We start from the raw sequence: 19,099 nt of genomic DNA on the forward strand, positions 1-19,099 counted from the left end.
AAAGAATTGCTGGTTTTAAATGTTATTCTATATATTCTGTTCAATTTTCAAAGATCTAAGCAATCTCGTTGACTGCTTTATTATAATAACACCGGAACTACTTATTGTCAACAACTTTTTGAAGTTAATTTCTTAAGTTATTTTCAATGTTTTGTTCTTAGTGGCCGCCATCACCTGACGACGGATATTATAATATCATGATTAGAGCAAAGCTCACTTTATGTCACATTCCATTATAATAAATTATGTTAATAATACTTCTTTTTTCTTCTTTTTTCTAAGTTTAATTAATAATGATACGCCTGGTTTAGTTATCCTTACTTTTCCTATATTTTTCTCAATTTATACCTTTATTCATACCATCAACCCCTATGAAATAACATTAAATTAAATGATTTTATTATAAATTATTAAAAAAAGCCTAAAAACATTAGGCTAACTTTTAAAATAAGTTTGATTTTCTCTAAACTCATTTATTTTAGAAAGCAAAATATCTTTAGGCTCTTCTAATTTATTTTAAATTCTTAACTATCTTTTTAAATTCATTTCCTCTTTCCATAAAGTTAGGGAACATATCAAAAGAAGCACAAGCTGGTGATAATGTTATTATATCTCCTTCAGTTGAAATTTCTCTTGCTTTAATAACAGCATCTTCAAATGTCTCAACTTCTATAATATCAACTTCTATTCCTTTTTCTTCTTTAAGCTTATTAAACACTTCTTTTATTTTAGCTTTAGTATCTCCAACTAATATAAGCTCCTTAATAAATTGATGTCCCTCTTCTGCTAAAGGTTCAAACGGAATATGTTTATCATACCCTCCAGCTATCAATATTACTTTTTCATCAAAAGCTTTAAGACCTGCAAGTGTTCTTGTTGGACTTGAAGCTATAGAATCATTATAGTATTTAACACCATCTAACTCTCTTATAAATTCACACCTATGCTCAACTCCTCCGAATGTTTCAAATACATCTTTCATTGACTGAATTGAAACATCATCCTTAGTTGCTATAAATGCTGCTAAATAATTTTCAACATTGTGCATTCCCTTTAATACCATATCTTTTTTCTTACATACTTCCTTGCCTTCTAAATATAGTATTCCATCTTTATAGTAAGCTCCATCTTTAATAATTCTCTTTGAGCTAAATTCTCTCACTTCACCTTTAGCTTCTTTTTCGAATTCATATGTTATTTCATTTTCTCTATTTACAACAAGAACCCCTTCTTTTTCTCCGTATAAGAATACATTCTTCTTTGCATCTATATATTCTTGCATATCTTTATGCATATCTAAATGATTTGGTGCTAAATTCGTGCATATAGCAACATCAACAGGTAAATTCATTGTCATAAGCTGAAAGCTTGATAATTCTAGAACTACCATATCTTCTTTTTTTATATCTTCTATTTGAGAAAATAAAGGTGTACCTATATTTCCACCAACCCAAGTTTTAAATCCTTCTTCCATTAGCAACTGAGATATTATAGTAGTAGTTGTTGTCTTTCCATCACTACCAGTAACTCCATATATCTTTCCACTACAGTATCTAACGAACTCTTCCATTTCTGAAGTTATGTATGATCCCTCATTTTTAACTTTAACTAAAGCATCACAATCTATTCTCATTGAAGGTGTTTTAAACACTACATCGAATCCAGTTAAATTATCTAAATAATTTTCACCTAAAGAAAGCTTAACTCCCTTACTTTTGAAATCTTTAGCTGTTTCTCCAAGTTTTTCTTCACTTTTCATATCAAAGGCAGTTACTTCTGCGCCAAGATTAACTAAGAAATTTATAAGTGGTATATTACTTACTCCAATTCCTACTACTCCAACCTTCTTACCTTTTATAAACTTTTTAAACTCTCCGAAATCTTTTTTCATACTTTTCCTCCACACTAGCTACTACTAACTTATATATTATGAATTATTTCTATTTTTGTCTCATTTAACTTTAATTATAACATTTTAATTCCCTATTTTTAAGTACTTACGGCACTCATATGTTAATTTTTTACCATATAAATTCATCTATTTAATAATATAAAAAGAGTATCTCCTAAAAGGAAATACTCTTATATAATTTAATTAGAATTCTAAGCTCTTAGCTATATACGCTTCTAATTCTTCTATTTTAACTCTTTCTTGTTCCATTGTATCTCTATCTCTAATAGTTACAGCACCATCTTCTAATGTATCAAAGTCTACTGTAATACAGAATGGAGTACCAATTTCATCTTGTCTCCTGTATCTCTTACCAATACTACCACCTTCATCGAAATCAACATTAAACTTCTTAGCAAGTTCTCCATAAACTTCTAACGCTTTATCTGATAATTTCTTTGATAAAGGTAATATTGCAGCCTTAAATGGCGCAAGTGCTGGGTGAAGATGCATTACTATTCTTGAATCCTTCTTATCTTCTGTTGATAAATCTTCTTCATCATAAGCATCAACTAAGAATGCAAGTGTAACTCTATCAGCACCAAGTGATGGTTCTATACAGTATGGTATATATTTTTCATTAGTCATTGGATCTAAGTACATTAAATCTTGTCCTGAATGTTCTGCATGCTTCTTTAAGTCGTAGTCTGTTCTATCAGCTATTCCCCAAAGTTCTCCCCAACCAAATGGGAATAAGTATTCTATATCTGAAGTTGCATTTGAATAGAATGAAAGTTCTTCTGCTTCATGATCTCTTAATCTTAAAGCCTCTTTATTAACACCTAAGTTTAATAAGAAGTTCCAGCAGTATGCTCTCCAATATTCAAACCATTCTAAATCTGTTCCTGGTTTACAGAAGAATTCTAATTCCATTTGTTCGAATTCTCTTGTTCTGAATGTGAAATTACCTGGTGTAATTTCATTTCTGAATGACTTACCAATTTGACCTATACCAAATGGTACTTTCTTTCTTGAGCTTCTTTGAACTTGCTTAAAGTTTACAAATATACCTTGAGCTGTTTCTGGTCTTAAGTATATCTCATTTTTAGCATCTTCTGTTACTCCTTGGAAAGTTTTAAACATAAGATTAAATTGTCTTATGTCTGTGTAATTCATCTTTCCACATTTAGGACATACTATATTATGTTCATCTATGTATGCCTTTAATTGTTCATTTGACATCCCATCAGCTGAAGCAACTTCAACTCCACTTTCTGTCATGTGGTCTTCAACTAATTTATCAGCTCTAAATCTAGCTTTACATTCTTTACAATCCATTAGAGGATCTGAGAATCCGCCTAAATGTCCTGATGCTACCCAAACTTCTTTATTCATTAAGATTGCACAGTCAACTCCAACGTTGTATGGACTTTCTTGAATGAACTTTTTCCACCAAGCTTTTTTAACATTGTTTTTAAATTCTACTCCTAGTGGACCGTAATCCCATGAGTTTGCAAGTCCACCATATATATCTGAACCTGGGAATATAAATCCTCTGTTCTTACATAGTGAAACTATTTTATCCATAGTCTTTTCTACTGCCATTTCTATTACCTCCAAAAATTTTATTAAATTTATACATTAAAAAAAGCCTTAAGCACAATAAAGGGACGAAAAATCTTTCCGCGGTTCCACCCTTCTTGGCCAAAGCCCAACTTTATAAAAAGCTATACTCAAAAGCTCCCTTCATTCAATCTTATTAATGATTCCCACCAAAACATCATCTCTCTAAAAATAAAAATAGAATTACTCCTCTTCATCACTGTATATATTAAATTATATATCTAATTTTATCAAAAGCCTTATATATGTCAAGATACATACAAGCTTATTTTACTGTTTACGTAAATTTAATTAAATAAACATTTGTATATTATATAATATAATTAAATATTTATGAGAGGAGACTTAAAGATGAAATATTTTTTAAATCACAAAACAGATTCAACAGATCCTTATTTATTAATAACAGATGAGAATGGTTTAGTTTGCTATAAGGTAGCTATTCCTAAAATTAGTATTGGAGAAAAATTATATTTAGAAGATGCTAATGGCAATAAACTATTTAAACTTAAGAAAAAACTACTTCACGTTAATAATACATTTATTATAGAACGTGCAAATGAATACTATGGAAGAGTAAAAAAACACCTTTCAGCTCCATTAAGTGAGCATTTTGATATTGATAGTCCTTTTGGAGAACTTATCGCTAAAGGTGACTTTTCAGATCATACTTTTAGCTTCTATTATGAAGATAATAATATAGCTGCTACTGTATCTGACGGAACCTCAGGTGTAGAAGATAGTTATATGGTTGATGTTATAGACTTCAACGAAGATGGATTTATATTAGCTTGTGCCGTTATTATTGATATGATTGTTAATTTTGAAGAAGAAATTTAAAAATAAAAAAAATGGTAGGACAGTACTAACTATACTTTCCTACCAAATAAAAAAAACAGTGACAACTTCACTGCTAAACTTCTTAATAAAAAAATGGCTCCGCGAAGAGGACTCGAACCTCCAACCTGTCGGTTAACAGCCGAATGCTCCACCATTGAGCTATCGCGGAATATTTTTATAACAAATATATTATTTTTAAAAGAAAAATGGCTCCGCGAAGAGGACTCGAACCTCCAACCTGTCGGTTAACAGCCGAATGCTCCACCATTGAGCTATCGCGGAATATTTTTATAACAAATATATTATTTTTAAAAGAAAAATGGCTCCGCGAAGAGGACTCGAACCTCCAACCTGTCGGTTAACAGCCGAATGCTCCACCATTGAGCTATCGCGGAATATTTGCTACATTTGATATTATATCACCTTTTTAGTAAAATGCAACCTCTTTTCAAGAAAAAAAATGATTTTTAATTGAAATTCTCCATAGTAATATTATCTCTAGCTACAGAACACTTTTTATCTTCTAATCTCTCCTTAAATTTTATCCCTTTATAACATATAAACATTATTATAATTCCAATCAAACTTAATATTATAGATGGAATAATAGCAATTTCACTATAATCAATATTAAAGGCCGTAAAATACTGTTCACTTAAAACTATTCCTATGTTATAGCTCATATGAAGAATTATAGTTGGTATTATACTTCTTGTATAAGCATATACAACACAATATATTAAAGATCCAGCTAATATAGCTAATACATTTTGAATATCAGGAAGATGTGCAAGGGCAAATAATGATCCTCCAATTACAATAGCTTTATTTACACTATACTTCTTTAATAAACCTTTTAAAAGAATACCTCTAAAGAGAATTTCTTCAACAATCGGTGCTACTAACCCTGCAGTTAAAAATATAGCTATAAAAGATCCAGATTCCTCTTCAACTTCTATAAATTCTCTAATAAATTCTGGTATTGGAATTAAATTAATAAAATAAACTATTCCTATAACAAATATTATTTCACCTACAGATATTAAAACAAGCTTCAAATAGTCACTTCTATCTAGCTCTACATGCGTAATATACTGTTTTTCAATGTTAATACTATTTTTATCTAAATACAACCTCTTTATAAATGATATAACTGCACAGTATGCTAAAACCTCCGTGCTAGCAATTGCAATACTCATTATAAAATCCACTTCATAAAATATTGTAACTTTACTCATTATTACTGCAATTGATATAAGCATCATAATAAGTAACGCTGTGTAAAATAAGAAACTAAACCCTATTCCTCCAAGCACCCCTATTGGTTTAACATTAAAATCATCAAAATCTAATAACCATCCCTTTATCTTTCTCATAAATCCCCCTAAGTTATAAATATATAATTATTTTAACATATTTGTATATTTTAGGATATGAGGCATAAAAAAAGGTATCTCATCTCTGAGATACCTTGAAATACACTAATTATTTGCTTGGTTTCATTGTTGGGAATAGGATAACGTCTCTTATTGATGATGAATCAGTTAAGAACATAATCATTCTATCAATACCAATTCCAAGTCCACCTGTTGGAGGCATACCTGTTTCTAAAGCACTCATGAACTCTTCGTCTAGCATGTATGCTTCGTCATCTCCATATTCTCTTTCCTTAGCTTGTTGTTCAAATCTTTGTCTTTGAACTATTGGATCATTAAGTTCTGAGTAAGCATTACATACTTCTCTTCCATATACGAATCCTTCAAATCTTTCAGTGAAATCTTCATTTCCTCTCTTCTTCTTTGTAAGAGGTGATATTTCTACTGGGTAGTCAACTAAGAATGTTGGTTGCATTAAGTTTGACTCACCATATTCTTCGAATAACATGTTAAGAACTTCTCCCTTAGTTACCTTATCTAAAGGTTTTGGGAATTCTAAATGCTTTTCTTTAGCAATAGCTTGAGCTTCTTCATCTGATGCAATTTCATTAAAGTCTACTCCTGCATATTCTTTAACAGCATCAACCATAGTAATTCTTCTCCATGGTGGTGTGAAGTCAATTTCAGTTCCTTCATACATTACTTTAGTTGTACCATTTACTTTTTCACAAACATAAGCAATCATATTTTCTGTTATTTCCATCATATCATTATAATCAGCATAAGCTTGATATAATTCTATAGCAGTAAATTCTGGATTATGTCTTACTGAAACTCCTTCATTTCTGAAGTTTTTACCCATTTCATAAACTTTTTCAAATCCAGCAACTATTAATCTCTTTAAGTATAACTCTGTAGCAATTCTTAAATACATATCTATATCTAAAGCATTGTGGTGAGTTATAAATGGTTTAGCTGCAGCTCCTCCAGCTATTGGTGCTAGTATTGGAGTATCAACTTCCATGAATCCTTTATTATCTAAGAATTCTCTTATTCCCTTTATTATTTGTGATCTCTTTATGAAAGTATCTTTAACTTCAGGGTTAGTTATTATATCTACTTCTCTTTGTCTGTATCTTAAGTCTGGATCTTTTAATCCGTGGAACTTTTCTGGTAATGGCTTTAATGATTTACATGTTAAGCCGAAATCTGAAACTTTAACTGAAACTTCTTCAGTTCTAGTTTTGAAAACTTCTCCTGTTGCATAAACCCAGTCACCTAAGTCAAAACTCTTATAAGCTTTTAAATTTTCTTCTCCAACTGCATCAATCTTTATGAATAATTGGATTTTTCCGTCTTTATCGTGTATGTCTGAGAATACAACTTTTCCTTGTCCTCTCTTAGACATTATTCTTCCTGCTACTGTTACAGTTTTTCCTTCTAGTTCATCGTAGTTTGACTTTACTTCTTCAGAAGAATGAGTCCTTTCTACTGTGTATACATCAAATGGATCCTTACCAGCTGCTTGTAATTCTGCTAGCTTCTCTCTTCTTAATGCTTCTTGTTCACTGAACTGAGCTTCTAATTCTTGTATATTCATTTCCTCAGTTGACATTAATTATCCCTCCGTTACGCTTTTCTTATATCTAGTACTTCGTACTTGCTAATACCATCTGGTACTGTTATTTCAACTACATCGCCAACCTTCTTACCTATAAGGCCAGCTCCAACTGGTGATTCATTTGATATCTTGAATTCCATTGGATCTGCTTCTGCTGAACCTACTATTGTATATTCAACCTCTTCGTCAAAATCATAATCTTTAACTTTAACTTTTGCTCCTACTGAAACAATATCTGATGATATTTCTGATTCATCTACAACTTCAGCATTTTTAAGCATGTTTTCTAGTTGAAGTATTCTACCTTCTGTAAATGCTTGCTCGTTTTTAGCTTCATCATATTCTGAGTTTTCACTTAAGTCTCCGTATCCTAATGCTACTTTTATCTTTTCTGTAATTTCTTTTCTTTTAACTGTTTTTAAAATTTCTAATTCGTTTTCAAGTTTTTTAACACCTTCGTAAGTCATTACAAATCTTTTTTGTTCGCTCATATTTAACTCCCCTTTAACAACCGTATATGGTCTATATTTTTTCAATTAATAATTGTTGATTATATCCGTATTAAAGCCCTATAATAAATATTCAAATTCATTTAAAATATTATAAAGCAGTGCCTATAATATGTCAACAAATCAAGCTTCTATAAAAGCGTTTCAGTAGTATATAATATCTATTATATAGCTACTTTATTCATAATAATAGAGTTTAAACACAAATCTCTTTTTATATACACTTATATTTAAACTCTACTATATTATTTATCTTTTTAAATTCTTAAGTTCATCCTTATAATTAACTAACATTTCCATAACGTCTTTACTGTTTTCTAGAGTATTCATAACGCTTCTAACCTCAGTACATTTTGGAAGTCCCTTTATGTACCATGAAGCATGTTTTCTCATTTCCCTAGTTGCCTTATACTCTCCGTCATACTTTATTGCAAGTTCGAAGTGTCTCATACACATTTCAATTTTCTCTTCTGGAGTTATTTCCTTAAGTGGTTTCCCATTAAGAGCTCTTTCGATTTGTTTGAAAAGCCATGGATTACCCATACTTCCTCTTGCAACCATTATTCCATCGCAGTTAGTTAATTCTTTCATCTTAATTGCATCTTCTGCATTAAACACATCACCATTTCCTATAACAGGAATAGAAACGCTTTCTTTAACTTCTTTTATTATGTTCCAATCTGCTTTACCTTCATACATTTGCTTTCTAGTTCTTCCATGCACTGCTATAGCATCTGCACCTGCTTCTTCTAAAGCTAAAGCAAATTCAACAGCGTTTAAGTGTTCATCATCAAAGCCTTTTCTAAACTTTGCAGTTACAGGTTTCGTTGAAACTTCTTTTATCTTTCTAACAATTTCAGCTGCAAGTTTTGGATCTTTCATAAGAGCTGAGCCTTCTCCATTTTTTACTATTTTAGTAGCTGGACACCCCATATTTATATCTATTATACAAATATCATCTCTCTTATTAAAATGTTCTTCAACTACCTTTGCCATTATATCTGGTTCATTACCAAATATTTGAACGGCAACTGGCATTTCTTCATCTGAAATTCTTAAAAGCTTTTGTGTATTATCACTTCCATAGTGTAATGCTTTAGCACTAACCATCTCAGTATATACTAGTCCACATCCTTGTTCTTTGCAAAGTCCTCTAAATGATATATCTGTAACTCCAGCCATTGGAGCTAAAAATACGTTGTTTTTAAATTCTAAATTCCCAATTTTCATATCTTTTTTCTCTCTTCTCTTGCTTTTGAGTATTATTCCTTATTCTTGTTATAGATTAATCTCAATCCTTCTAATGTTAAATCACTATCTACTACATCAATACAATCAGTTTCATTTGCAATTAAATTTGCAAGTCCACCTGTTGCTATTACTAGAGGCTCTCCAACACACTTATTTCTCATTTCTTCTTTCATTTTCTTTACTATATATTCAACTTGCCCAATATATCCATATAAAATACCAGCTTGCATGCTCTTTATCGTATTTTTACAAATTATATTCTCTGGCACTTCTAGTTCTATTCTTGGCAATTTAGCAGCTCTCTCAAATAATGCATCTGATGCTATATTAACACCTGGAACGATACATCCTCCTAAATAGTCACCCTTTTCTGTTATTGAACAGAAAGTTGTGGCTGTACCAAAATCAATAACTATATTTGGTTTCTTGTATATCTCAAAAGTTGCAACAGCATTTACTATTCTGTCAGCTCCAACTTCTTTAGGGTTGTCATACTTTATATTTATTCCTGTCTTTACTCCAGGACCTACTATTATAGGTTCCATACAGAAACATTTTCTTATCATATTCTCTAATGAATGCATTATATTAGGAACAACTGATGATATTATTATTCCCTTAACCTTTTTCGGATCTAATCCGTTTTGAGAGAATAATTGCATAACTTGTATACTGTATTCATCTGATGTTTTCTTAGCATCTGTTGAAATCCTCCAGCTAGCTATATAATTATCATCTTTGTGAACTCCTAAAACGATGTTTGTATTTCCTACATCGACGAGCAATATCATAAAAGCACCACCTTAATATAATTAAAAGCAGCTATTATTCAAGCTGCTTTTATTTTGATAAAATAACTTAATTTTAACAATATAATTTTAACAATTCGGTGGTATTTGTCAAGAGTTTAACACATTATTAGAATAGTCCTACAATTTCACCATCTTCTAATATATCCATCTTATTTGCGGCAGGAACTTTAGGCAGTCCTGGCATAGTCATAACGTCCCCTGTTAGAGCTACAATGAATCCAGCACCATTTGATACCCTAACTTCTTTAACCGTTATAGTGAAGCCCTCTGGCTTTCCTAATAGACTTTGATTATCTGATAAAGAATATTGAGTTTTTGCCATACATATAGGAAGTCTATCTAATGAGAATTTTTTAAGTTCCTCAATTTGCTTTTTAGCTTGTATTGAATAATTAACCCCATCTGCACCGTAAATTTCTTTTGCTATTTTTAAAATCTTATCTTCGATTTCATTTTTTTCATCATATAGCACTTTAAAGTTTGACTTTTCATTTTCTAGAACGTCTAAAACTTGTTCTGCAAGTTCTATTCCACCTTCTCCACCTTTTGCCCAAACGTCTGAAAGAGCTACTCTAACACCTTTAGTCTTGCAGAATTCTTCTATAAATTTAACTTCTTCTTCACTATCTGAAGTAAATTTATTTATTGCAACAACAACTGGAACTCCAAACTTCGCTATATTATCGATTTGTTTATCTAAATTTGATATTCCATCTTCTAACGCTTTGACATTTGGAATATTAAGATCACCTTTTAAAACTCCTCCATGATGCTTTAATGCTCTTATTGTAGCAACTATAACAACACAATCAGGATTTAAATTTCCGTATCTACACTTTATATCTAAGAATTTTTCTGCTCCAAGATCAGCACCAAAACCTGCTTCTGTAACAGCTATATCCCCAACTTTTTGCGCAAGCTTAGTTGCAATTACTGAATTACACCCATGTGCAATATTTGCAAAAGGACCTCCATGAATTATAGCTGGAGTATTTTCAAGTGTTTGAACTAAATTAGGCTTAATTGCATCTTTCATTAAAAGCGCCATTGCCCCTTGTATTTCTAACTCTTTAGCATATACCGGCTCCCCATCTAAGTTGTAAGCAATTAATATGTTTCCCATTCTTTCTTTTAAATCACTTAGATTTTCTGCTAAGCAAAGTATAGCCATAATTTCTGATGCAACAGTAATCATAAACCCATCTTCTCTTAAAAAACCATTTATCTTTCCACCTAAACCAACAACAACATGTCTAAGTGCTCTATCATTCATATCAATAACTCTTTTGAATATAATTCTTCTTGAATCAATTCTTAAATCATTCCCTTGATGAATATGGTTATCTATAGCTGCTGATAATAAATTATTAGCAGATGTTATAGCATGCATATCTCCTGTAAAGTGTAAATTTATATCTTCCATAGGTACTACTTGTGCATATCCACCACCAGCTGCTCCTCCTTTAATTCCAAATACAGGTCCAAGTGAAGGTTCTCTAAGTGCTATAACTGAGTTTTTGCCCATCTTGCATAACGCCTCACCAAGCCCAACTGTAACTGTTGACTTTCCTTCTCCTGCTGGAGTTGGATTTATTGCAGTTACAAGAACAAGTTTTCCATCCTTATCATTTTCTTTTCTTTTTAAAACATCTAAAGAAATTTTGCATTTATATTTCCCATATAATTCTATATCATCTTCATTTAAATTTATTTTTTCTGCAATTTTAACTATTGGCTCCATTTTAGCTTCTTGTGCTATTTTTATATCACTTTTCATTGTTACCACCTAGCCCCTCTCTTATATAAAAGTTTTATTTTTTATTATAACCTATCTATTAAAAGTATACCATTAAACCCATCATTTTTGAACGCTTTATTCGAACATTATTGCTATTTTTATTTTTATAATTCGTATTATCATCATTTAATTGTTATATTTTTGCATTATTCAGCAAAAAAATACTACTTTTAAGTATAAATCACATAAATTATCGCAATTCCATATTCAAAATACATTTATAGCAATTTGTCTTTTAAAAATAGTTGTTTTAAATATTTCCCAGGAATAAAGTATAAAAAAAGCTCTCCATTTTAATGGAGAGCTTTTTTTCTATGCTTCATCGAATATTTGTTCGAATTCTTTTCCTTCTAGCTTTTCCTTTTCTAAAAGAGCACCCGCTACTGCATGTAACTTGTTTATGTTCTCTCTTAAAATCTTCTCTGCTCTTTCGTAAGCTTCATCAATAAATGATTTAACTTCTTTATCTATTTCAGCTCCAATTTCTTCTGAGAAGTTTCTTCCACCACCAAGGTCTCTTCCTAGGAATACTTCGTTTTGTTGTGAACCATATGAAATTGTTCCAAGTCTTTCACTCATACCATATTCCATAACCATACTTCTCGCAATTGCACTAGTTCTATCAATATCATTTTTAGCACCAGTACTTATATCACCTAGTATTATTTTCTCAGCAACTCTTCCTCCTAGAAGTCCAACCATATCATCTTTAAGTCTAAGCTTTGAAGTATATGATCTATCTTCATCAGGTAAATGCATAGTGTATCCACCAGCTCTACCTCTTGGAATTATACTTATTTCATGAACTGGATCTGAGAACTTTAATGACTTCATTACAACAGCATGACCTGCCTCATGATAAGCTGTTAAATTTCTATCCTTTTCACTAATAACTCTACTCTTCTTTTCTGGACCAGCTATTACTCTTGTTATAGCTTCTTCCATATCAATCATTGTAATTAACTTATCACCTCTTCTAACTGCAAGCAGCGCTGCTTCATTAGCAAGGTTTTCTAAGTCTGCTCCAGCAAATCCCGGAGTTCTCTTCGCTAATACATCTAAATGTACATCATCTGCTAAAGGTTTCTTTCTTGTATGAACTTTAAGAATCTCTTCTCTTCCTTTAACATCTGGTGCACCAACTAGTATTTGTCTATCAAATCTACCTGGTCTTAAAAGAGCTGGATCTAGTATGTCTGGTCTATTTGTAGCTGCAATCATTATAATTCCTTCGTTTGCTCCAAATCCATCCATCTCAACTAGTAATTGATTAAGAGTTTGTTCTCTTTCATCATGTCCACCACCAAGACCTGCTCCTCTTTGTCTACCTACAGCATCTATTTCATCAATAAATACTATACAAGGGGCATTCTTTTTTGCGTCTGCAAATAAATCTCTAACTCTTGAGGCACCAACCCCAACAAACATTTCAACGAAATCTGAACCTGAAATACTGAAAAATGGTACTCCAGCTTCTCCTGCTATTGCCTTAGCAAGTAAAGTTTTACCTGTTCCAGGAGGTCCTATTAAAAGAACTCCCTTAGGGATTCTAGCTCCCATTTGAGTATATCTTGTTGGTTCTTTTAAGAAATCAACTATTTCTTCTAATTCTTGCTTTTCTTCATCGGCACCAGCAACATCTTTAAATGTTACTTTCTTAGCATCTGGTGTAGCAACCTTAGCTCTATTTTTACCAAAGTTCATAACACCTCTTCCGCCACCGCCACCTTGTGACTGTTGTGTCATCACAAACAGAAGCACTAAGAATAGAACAACCATAAGTACAGTTGGTATAAGTGATATCCAGGCTCCACTATTTGATGGTTTCTCGAAATCAACTTTTACAGCACTCTTAGGGTTTTCAGTAACCATTTTTGAAATAACTTCTTCTGGTGCAATTGTAACAAACTTCTTTCCATCAGTTAGTACACCATCTATCGTCATATCATTTTCATGAACGTATATGCTACTTACTTCATTAGCATTCCATTTTTGTTGGAAAGAACTGTATGAAATTGTCTCCGATTTGTTTCCTGTTTCCCACATGGCAAAAGCTGCAAAAATCAGCACCGCTATCGTAACAATCCAAACAGCTGCACTTGAATATTTTTTCATTCAAGGCCCCCCTCTCTTTTAATTATTTTTTAATTTTACTATACGTCTTCTTTAATTACAATATTTTTTATTGTAAATTATTCCAATTTATTTATTATATACTTCTTCTTTAAGAACTCCAACGAAAGGTAAATTTCTATACTTTTCTGCATAATCTATTCCATATCCAATTATAAATTCATTAGGTACTTCAAAACCTATGTATTTTACGTCTAAATCAGCTGTTCTTCTTTCAGGCTTGTTAAGTAATGTAACTATTTCAATGCTTTCAGCTTTTCTCGCCTTTAAGTATTTTAAAAGATAAGTTAAAGTTATTCCACTATCTACAATATCTTCTACTAATAGAACATGCTTTCCTTCTATGTTATGGTCTAAATCTTTTATTATTCTTACAACACCTGAACTTTCTGTTGCATTTCCATAACTAGATACTGCCATAAAGTCTATTTCACAAGGAATTGTAATGTTCTTTATAAGATCTGCTGCAAATACAACTGAACCTTTTAAAACTCCAACTACTATTAAATCTTTTCCTTTATAGTCTTTACTTATTTGAGTTCCTAACTCATTTACTTTCTTAGCTAATTGTTCTTCATCAAATAATACCTTTTTAACGTCTTCTCTCATGTTATAATTCCTCTCTTTTACACATAACTTTTAGTATATTTTTTGTTTGGTTTGTAACTTTATATGTATTAGATGTTTTCACACCTAAAACCCAAGCAATCTCATCATCAAATTGTACAACTGGAATATTATCTCTATAATCTTTTGGAACTTTCATATTTATAAATATGTCCTTAAGTTTTTTGCTACCAGTCATACCTAATGGGATAATTCTATCTCCATCTTTTCTTCTTCTAACAGTAACATACCCATTAATTTTATCATAATCAAAATACTTAATTAAGTCATTATTGTTAAATTTTAAATTTTTTTCTTTAAAATCTACCTTAAATTGGATTAAACACCCTAAAAAGTCAATTTCAATTCCATCAAGATCTTCTTTATTTATTGTAATATCTTTAACTTCTTTTTCCTTTTTTAATAATCTTTCTTTTTTCTTAATATAAATTTCTCCATATACATTTTCTGCATAAATACCATTTGGTAAATCAATTCTCTTATGAGTACCAATGGTAGAAAGATCTATTACTTCTTTTATGTGTTTCATTTCAAAATCATAAAAGCTCTTTGATAATGTTGTTAAAGATTTTCTTATTACTCTAGTAATTATAGCCTTTTCTTTATTAAATAATTCCCTATTTATAATTATTTCATCATTTTTTACTGTACAATATTTTGAAAAACCTTTAATCGCTTCATTATTGATAAATTCATTATCATCTTGAAGTAATAACGCCATTCTATTAATAGCCTTTACTACATCTGGGTTAAAATTATCTTTCATATAAGGAAGTATTTCTAACCTTATCTTATTTCTACTATATATGTTCTCTAAATTTGTTTTATCTATCCTTGGATTCAATTTATTTTTACTGCAATAATCCTCAATAAATTTTCTTTCAAGGAAAAGTATAGGCCTTATATAAATACCTTCTCTAATAACAGGTATTCCACCTAAGCCCTCTAATCCTGTACCACGCATCATTCTCATTATTATAGTTTCAGCCTGATCATTCGCATTATGAGCTGTTGCAATTTTAGTATATCCTTCTTTATCTTTTATTTGGTTAAAGAAGCCATATCTCTCATCTCTGCCTGCAGTTTCCGTTGAAACCCCACGCTCTTTTGCCATTTTTTCTATTTGAAGTCTTGTACTATAGAATCTTATTCCTAATGTTTCACATAAATTTTTAGCATATTCTTCGTCTTTTAGCGCTTCTTCGCCTCTAATCATATGGTTTATGTGAGCTGCACCAATCTCTAGTGAATATTTATCCTTTATTGAATGTAATAAATGTAATAAACATACTGAATCTGGGCCTCCTGATAGCCCTACTAAGACCTTATCTCCATTATTTAAAAGCTCATTGTCTTTTATATAATTTATAAATTCGTTAATCAACTTTCTCACTTCCTACGTAATAAGTATTCTATTATATAATACCTTAATATTCGTCTTTTGCAATGCTAAAATTATAAAAGCTGACTAACCGCCAGCTTTTATTATTAACATATATACTTTTTAATATACAGCATGCACCTTAGAAACTATTATACTCATATCATCTTTTATTGTCCCATTATTGATTTTTTTAGACTCTTCTAATATGTCTTCAACAAGATCTTTTGGATTACTATGCTTTCCTTTCAAATAATTTTCAAGCCATGTGGAATCTCCAACACCATCCTTATCAACATCTAAAACTCCATCACTTAGAGTTATTATAATATCTCCATTTTTCAAACTTTCTTCAACACTTTCAACTATAACCTTATCCATCAAACCAAAAGGCGGCATATTTGATGAAATCCTTTTAATCTTATCTCCTCTCTTAACAAAACTTGCCGCAGCTCCTACCTTAATAAATGAAGCTTTCCCTGTATATAAATCAACGGTACTTAAATCTAACGTTGAGAATTTCTCATCTTCTTCAAATTTCATACTCATTATAGAGTTTACTGTATTTAGCGCTGTTTCGACCCCAAACCCTGCGTCAACAAACTTTTCAACTAATTCGACTGTTGCTCTACTTTCTTTTGATGCCTCAGGTCCTGACCCCATTCCATCACTTAAAAGAGTCATATATTTACCGCCATCTACTCTTCCAAAACTATAAGTGTCTCCTGTATGCTCTTCACCCTCCTTAACTCTCATTCCAGCATAAGATACTATTTTATATTTAGGCATTTCTTCAAGAACTATATAACAATCTTTATTATTTGGATTTATTCTACATCCATTACAATTTATAGCCATAGGAGATCTCATTACTTCGTTTACAACAGGTAGAACGTTCTTTGCGCAATAATTGCCCCCTGAGCAATTTTCCATACTTATCTTCACATTAACTCTTCCACCTTTATCTGTGTAACAGAACACTTCCTTATACGCTATAGAATTTTTATTAAGTTCCCTTCTTATCACCCTCTCTAATTCCTCACACCATGTTACATCTCTCTTAAAATCTCTAATCATTGTATCAAGGTTGTAAGATATATTTTCAATATGACTTGCTACAAGTTTTCTTCCCTCCTCTAATTTTCTTTTTGTTATTTCATTGCCGTTTAATATATTTATTATTTCTTCTGAATTACATATAAGATCTGACTTTCTAATACACTTCTTCTCAAGCTCTGATGGAAATTTAGGTCTACCCTCTTCCCTTCCTTTAAGTAACATTTCAAAAGCCGTATAAGTTTGATTGAATTCTCTTCCCCAGCATCTATTGCAACTTGAACAAACACTGCATACTCTATCTGCAAGATTTTCTATAAGTGCCGTACTTCTATTCTTGTAACACAACTTATCGTTATCAGACATATTATTTAGTGATGTAGCTACAATATCTAAGGCAGCACCAAAATTTTGAACCTTATCTGAAAATTCCTCCTTTACCTGTTCTAAATGCTCTTCATTTATTTTTTCTATTTTACTATCAGCACATATTTCAATCTCAAGCATCCTTAACATCCTTTTAGGTATTATTAAGAAGATCATCCCTCCAATAACCATCTCTGATATTCCTTGCATATTAAGACCTTGGGAATACAATGAAACAATTAAAAATATCATTATTGATGCTAAAAATGAAAATACCTTTCCAGTTTCTTTGAATAAACCAGATACTAACCCAACACTTCCATATAGCCCTATACTGTTTATCATATCGCCTGTAGTAATTCCAATTACTACTCCCATCGCTATCCCTATAGTTGCACCGTTTGTCGCCCCTCCCACATAGGCTATCGAAATTACAACTGCTAAAGATAATATATTTCTAATACTTATTCCCGCTATTGATACTCCACCAACACCAGCTATCATTAGGCATATTATAAATGCAATGCTAATTAGTTCCTCAACATTAAAGAAATAATTAGTGTTATACTCACCTGCACATTTCAACCCATATTTAATTACATAATAAACAGGTACTGCAAGTATCGTATTTAACGCTGACATTGTTATGTTGACACCTATATCATAATTACTAATTGCTAATCCATAAATTGCGTAACTTAAAAATATAATGGCAAATAGTTGTTTATCACTAACTCTTCTTTTTAATTTATTAAATAACAAACTATATCCAAGCATCATAAGTATAGTTATTATGTATACCCATCCATCCTTTAACATAGCGTTTACTGTAAAGTAGCCAACTAGTGCTCCTATTGAAGCTGTAATCACTTTACTATCATCTCTCTCAAGAATTATGCTAATAAGAAAAGCTATTCCAAAGGGAGAGATTCCAACAATGTCTCCTTCTCCAACCATAATAGTTACTCTGCTAAGTAACAATGTGGTTATAAAAATTAAAGCTAATTTTATAGGCTCCGTTCTTATTTCCGTAGCGCTCTTTTCAAAACTTTTTATTGCAGTTCCATTAAGTCTATATTGCATATTCCCTCCTCCTATTATTTACCATATTTTGTAAATTAATTATAACAGGTTTCTTCCTCGATTTATGTCAATACATAGTCTACTTTTTAAGTTTCGTCGGACATTATTCTTTCCTATTTTTAGTTTTCTTTCTTTAATATTCTTTTTCGCTATATTTTTATAAAGTCATAAAAATACACTTAATACTAATAGATTCAATAGTTTTAGCTATTTATTTGTAAATATTTACCATGTCGCTATATATTATAATTTGTTATATATTAAACTATTTTTTTGAGTATAAAAAAATTCTAAAATCAATACTCTTTACTTTAAGTATATCGACTTTAGAACCTACCTTTATTTTTTTACATAAAAAAAAGATCTAAGAAAAAATTCTTAGATCTTTTGGTGCCGAAGACCGGAATCGAACCGGTACGGTGTTTAACCACCGCAGGATTTTAAGTCCTGTGCGTCTGCCAGTTCCGCCACTTCGGCACGTTAATGGTAGCGGAAATAGGACTTGAACCTACGACACTTCGGGTATGAACCGAATGCTCTAGCCAGCTGAGCTATTCCGCCACGCGTTATGGTTGCGGGGGCAGGACTTGAACCTACGACCTTCGGGTTATGAGCCCGACGAGCTACCAACTGCTCCACCCCGCGATATTATATTGTATGCCTTTTTTCAAAAAATTAACTTGGTGCCGAAGACCGGAATCGAACCGGTACGGTGTTTAACCACCGCAGGAT

At 31.4% G+C, this 19,099-nt stretch carries 13 protein-coding genes, 6 tRNA genes and 1 other annotated feature; of the genes, 1 reads left to right on the forward strand and 18 read right to left on the reverse strand.

Annotated features, from left to right (window positions below; genetic code table 11):
* Positions 1–511 precede the first annotated feature (511 nt).
* Entirely contained in the window at positions 512–1,891 is a 1,380-nt protein-coding gene (murD, locus tag RSF37_RS12740; RefSeq protein WP_332564783.1) for a UDP-N-acetylmuramoyl-L-alanine--D-glutamate ligase, read from the reverse strand.
* 204 nt (positions 1,892–2,095) lie between these two features.
* The gene (locus tag RSF37_RS12745; RefSeq protein WP_332564784.1) at positions 2,096–3,496 is read right to left on the reverse strand and encodes a glycine--tRNA ligase; all 1,401 of its coding nucleotides are present in this window, start codon (positions 3,494–3,496) and stop codon (positions 2,096–2,098) included.
* A gap of 58 nt (positions 3,497–3,554) precedes the next feature.
* Positions 3,555–3,723, reverse strand: a binding site (T-box leader).
* A gap of 142 nt (positions 3,724–3,865) precedes the next feature.
* Here RSF37_RS12745 and RSF37_RS12750 point away from each other — a divergent pair.
* Positions 3,866–4,354, forward strand: a complete 489-nt coding sequence (locus RSF37_RS12750; protein ID WP_332564785.1) for an LURP-one-related family protein — start codon at positions 3,866–3,868, stop codon at positions 4,352–4,354.
* A gap of 94 nt (positions 4,355–4,448) precedes the next feature.
* Here the strand turns inward: RSF37_RS12750 and RSF37_RS12755 are convergent.
* The 16 genes from RSF37_RS12755 to RSF37_RS12830 all read right to left on the reverse strand — a co-directional run bounded on the left by RSF37_RS12755 (position 4,449) and on the right by RSF37_RS12830 (position 19,012).
* Positions 4,449–4,523: transfer RNA gene (locus RSF37_RS12755), tRNA-Asn, on the reverse strand.
* A gap of 38 nt (positions 4,524–4,561) precedes the next feature.
* Positions 4,562–4,636: transfer RNA gene (locus RSF37_RS12760), tRNA-Asn, on the reverse strand.
* Between the two features lie 38 nt (positions 4,637–4,674).
* A tRNA-Asn gene (locus RSF37_RS12765) sits at positions 4,675–4,749 on the reverse strand.
* 72 nt (positions 4,750–4,821) lie between these two features.
* Complete coding sequence (locus RSF37_RS12770) at positions 4,822–5,730, reverse strand: CPBP family intramembrane glutamic endopeptidase (RefSeq protein ID WP_332564786.1); 909 nt, start codon at positions 5,728–5,730, stop codon at positions 4,822–4,824.
* A 109-nt stretch (positions 5,731–5,839) separates the two neighbouring features.
* Positions 5,840–7,345 carry a lysine--tRNA ligase gene (gene lysS, locus RSF37_RS12775; RefSeq protein ID WP_332564787.1) on the reverse strand — a complete coding sequence of 502 codons (1,506 nt, stop codon included), beginning with the start codon at positions 7,343–7,345 and terminating at the stop codon, positions 5,840–5,842.
* A gap of 14 nt (positions 7,346–7,359) precedes the next feature.
* Positions 7,360–7,842: a transcription elongation factor GreA gene (gene greA, locus RSF37_RS12780; protein WP_332564788.1), complete on the reverse strand. Its 483-nt coding sequence runs from the start codon at positions 7,840–7,842 to the stop codon at positions 7,360–7,362.
* 267 nt (positions 7,843–8,109) lie between these two features.
* Positions 8,110–9,090, reverse strand: a complete 981-nt coding sequence (gene dusB / locus RSF37_RS12785; RefSeq protein WP_332564789.1) for a tRNA dihydrouridine synthase DusB — start codon at positions 9,088–9,090, stop codon at positions 8,110–8,112.
* Between the two features lie 32 nt (positions 9,091–9,122).
* Entirely contained in the window at positions 9,123–9,902 is a 780-nt protein-coding gene (locus RSF37_RS12790) for a type III pantothenate kinase (RefSeq protein WP_332564790.1), read from the reverse strand.
* Between the two features lie 127 nt (positions 9,903–10,029).
* Positions 10,030–11,700, reverse strand: a complete 1,671-nt coding sequence (locus tag RSF37_RS12795; protein ID WP_332564791.1) for a formate--tetrahydrofolate ligase — start codon at positions 11,698–11,700, stop codon at positions 10,030–10,032.
* Positions 11,701–12,033: 333 nt separating this feature from the next.
* Complete coding sequence (gene ftsH / locus RSF37_RS12800; RefSeq protein WP_332564792.1) at positions 12,034–13,836, reverse strand: ATP-dependent zinc metalloprotease FtsH; 1,803 nt, start codon at positions 13,834–13,836, stop codon at positions 12,034–12,036.
* Between the two features lie 87 nt (positions 13,837–13,923).
* Positions 13,924–14,463 (reverse strand): hypoxanthine phosphoribosyltransferase, encoded by a 540-nt coding sequence (hpt, locus tag RSF37_RS12805; protein ID WP_332564793.1) that lies wholly within the window; start codon positions 14,461–14,463, stop codon positions 13,924–13,926.
* Between the two features lies 1 nt (position 14,464).
* Entirely contained in the window at positions 14,465–15,865 is a 1,401-nt protein-coding gene (tilS, locus tag RSF37_RS12810) for a tRNA lysidine(34) synthetase TilS (RefSeq protein ID WP_332564794.1), read from the reverse strand.
* Positions 15,866–15,985: 120 nt separating this feature from the next.
* Positions 15,986–18,367, reverse strand: coding sequence for a stage II sporulation protein E (spoIIE, locus tag RSF37_RS12815; protein ID WP_332564795.1), 2,382 nt, complete (start codon positions 18,365–18,367; stop codon positions 15,986–15,988).
* 388 nt (positions 18,368–18,755) lie between these two features.
* Positions 18,756–18,844: transfer RNA gene (locus RSF37_RS12820), tRNA-Leu, on the reverse strand.
* Positions 18,845–18,851: 7 nt separating this feature from the next.
* A tRNA-Met gene (locus RSF37_RS12825) sits at positions 18,852–18,928 on the reverse strand.
* 8 nt (positions 18,929–18,936) lie between these two features.
* Positions 18,937–19,012, reverse strand: a tRNA-Met gene (locus tag RSF37_RS12830).
* Positions 19,013–19,099: the final 87 nt, after the last annotated feature.

This window comes from Clostridium sp. (assembly GCF_036643715.1).
Taxonomy (GTDB): Bacteria; Bacillota; Clostridia; order Clostridiales; family Clostridiaceae; genus Clostridium.

What these genes read in the sequence shown, in the direction of transcription:
- murD (WP_332564783.1), bottom strand. Translation starts at nt 1,891, where the DNA reads ATGAAAAAAGATTTCGGAGAGTTTAAAAAGTTTATAAAAGGTAAGAAG.
- spoIIE (WP_332564795.1), bottom strand. Translation starts at nt 18,367, where the DNA reads ATGCAATATAGACTTAATGGAACTGCAATAAAAAGTTTTGAAAAGAGC.
- hpt (WP_332564793.1), bottom strand. Translation starts at nt 14,463, where the DNA reads ATGAGAGAAGACGTTAAAAAGGTATTATTTGATGAAGAACAATTAGCT.
- RSF37_RS12750 (WP_332564785.1), top strand. Translation starts at nt 3,866, where the DNA reads ATGAAATATTTTTTAAATCACAAAACAGATTCAACAGATCCTTATTTA.
- RSF37_RS12770 (WP_332564786.1), bottom strand. Translation starts at nt 5,730, where the DNA reads ATGAGAAAGATAAAGGGATGGTTATTAGATTTTGATGATTTTAATGTT.
- RSF37_RS12745 (WP_332564784.1), bottom strand. Translation starts at nt 3,496, where the DNA reads ATGGCAGTAGAAAAGACTATGGATAAAATAGTTTCACTATGTAAGAAC.
- dusB (WP_332564789.1), bottom strand. Translation starts at nt 9,090, where the DNA reads ATGAAAATTGGGAATTTAGAATTTAAAAACAACGTATTTTTAGCTCCA.
- RSF37_RS12795 (WP_332564791.1), bottom strand. Translation starts at nt 11,700, where the DNA reads ATGAAAAGTGATATAAAAATAGCACAAGAAGCTAAAATGGAGCCAATA.
- lysS (WP_332564787.1), bottom strand. Translation starts at nt 7,345, where the DNA reads ATGTCAACTGAGGAAATGAATATACAAGAATTAGAAGCTCAGTTCAGT.
- greA (WP_332564788.1), bottom strand. Translation starts at nt 7,842, where the DNA reads ATGAGCGAACAAAAAAGATTTGTAATGACTTACGAAGGTGTTAAAAAA.
- ftsH (WP_332564792.1), bottom strand. Translation starts at nt 13,836, where the DNA reads ATGAAAAAATATTCAAGTGCAGCTGTTTGGATTGTTACGATAGCGGTG.
- RSF37_RS12790 (WP_332564790.1), bottom strand. Translation starts at nt 9,902, where the DNA reads ATGATATTGCTCGTCGATGTAGGAAATACAAACATCGTTTTAGGAGTT.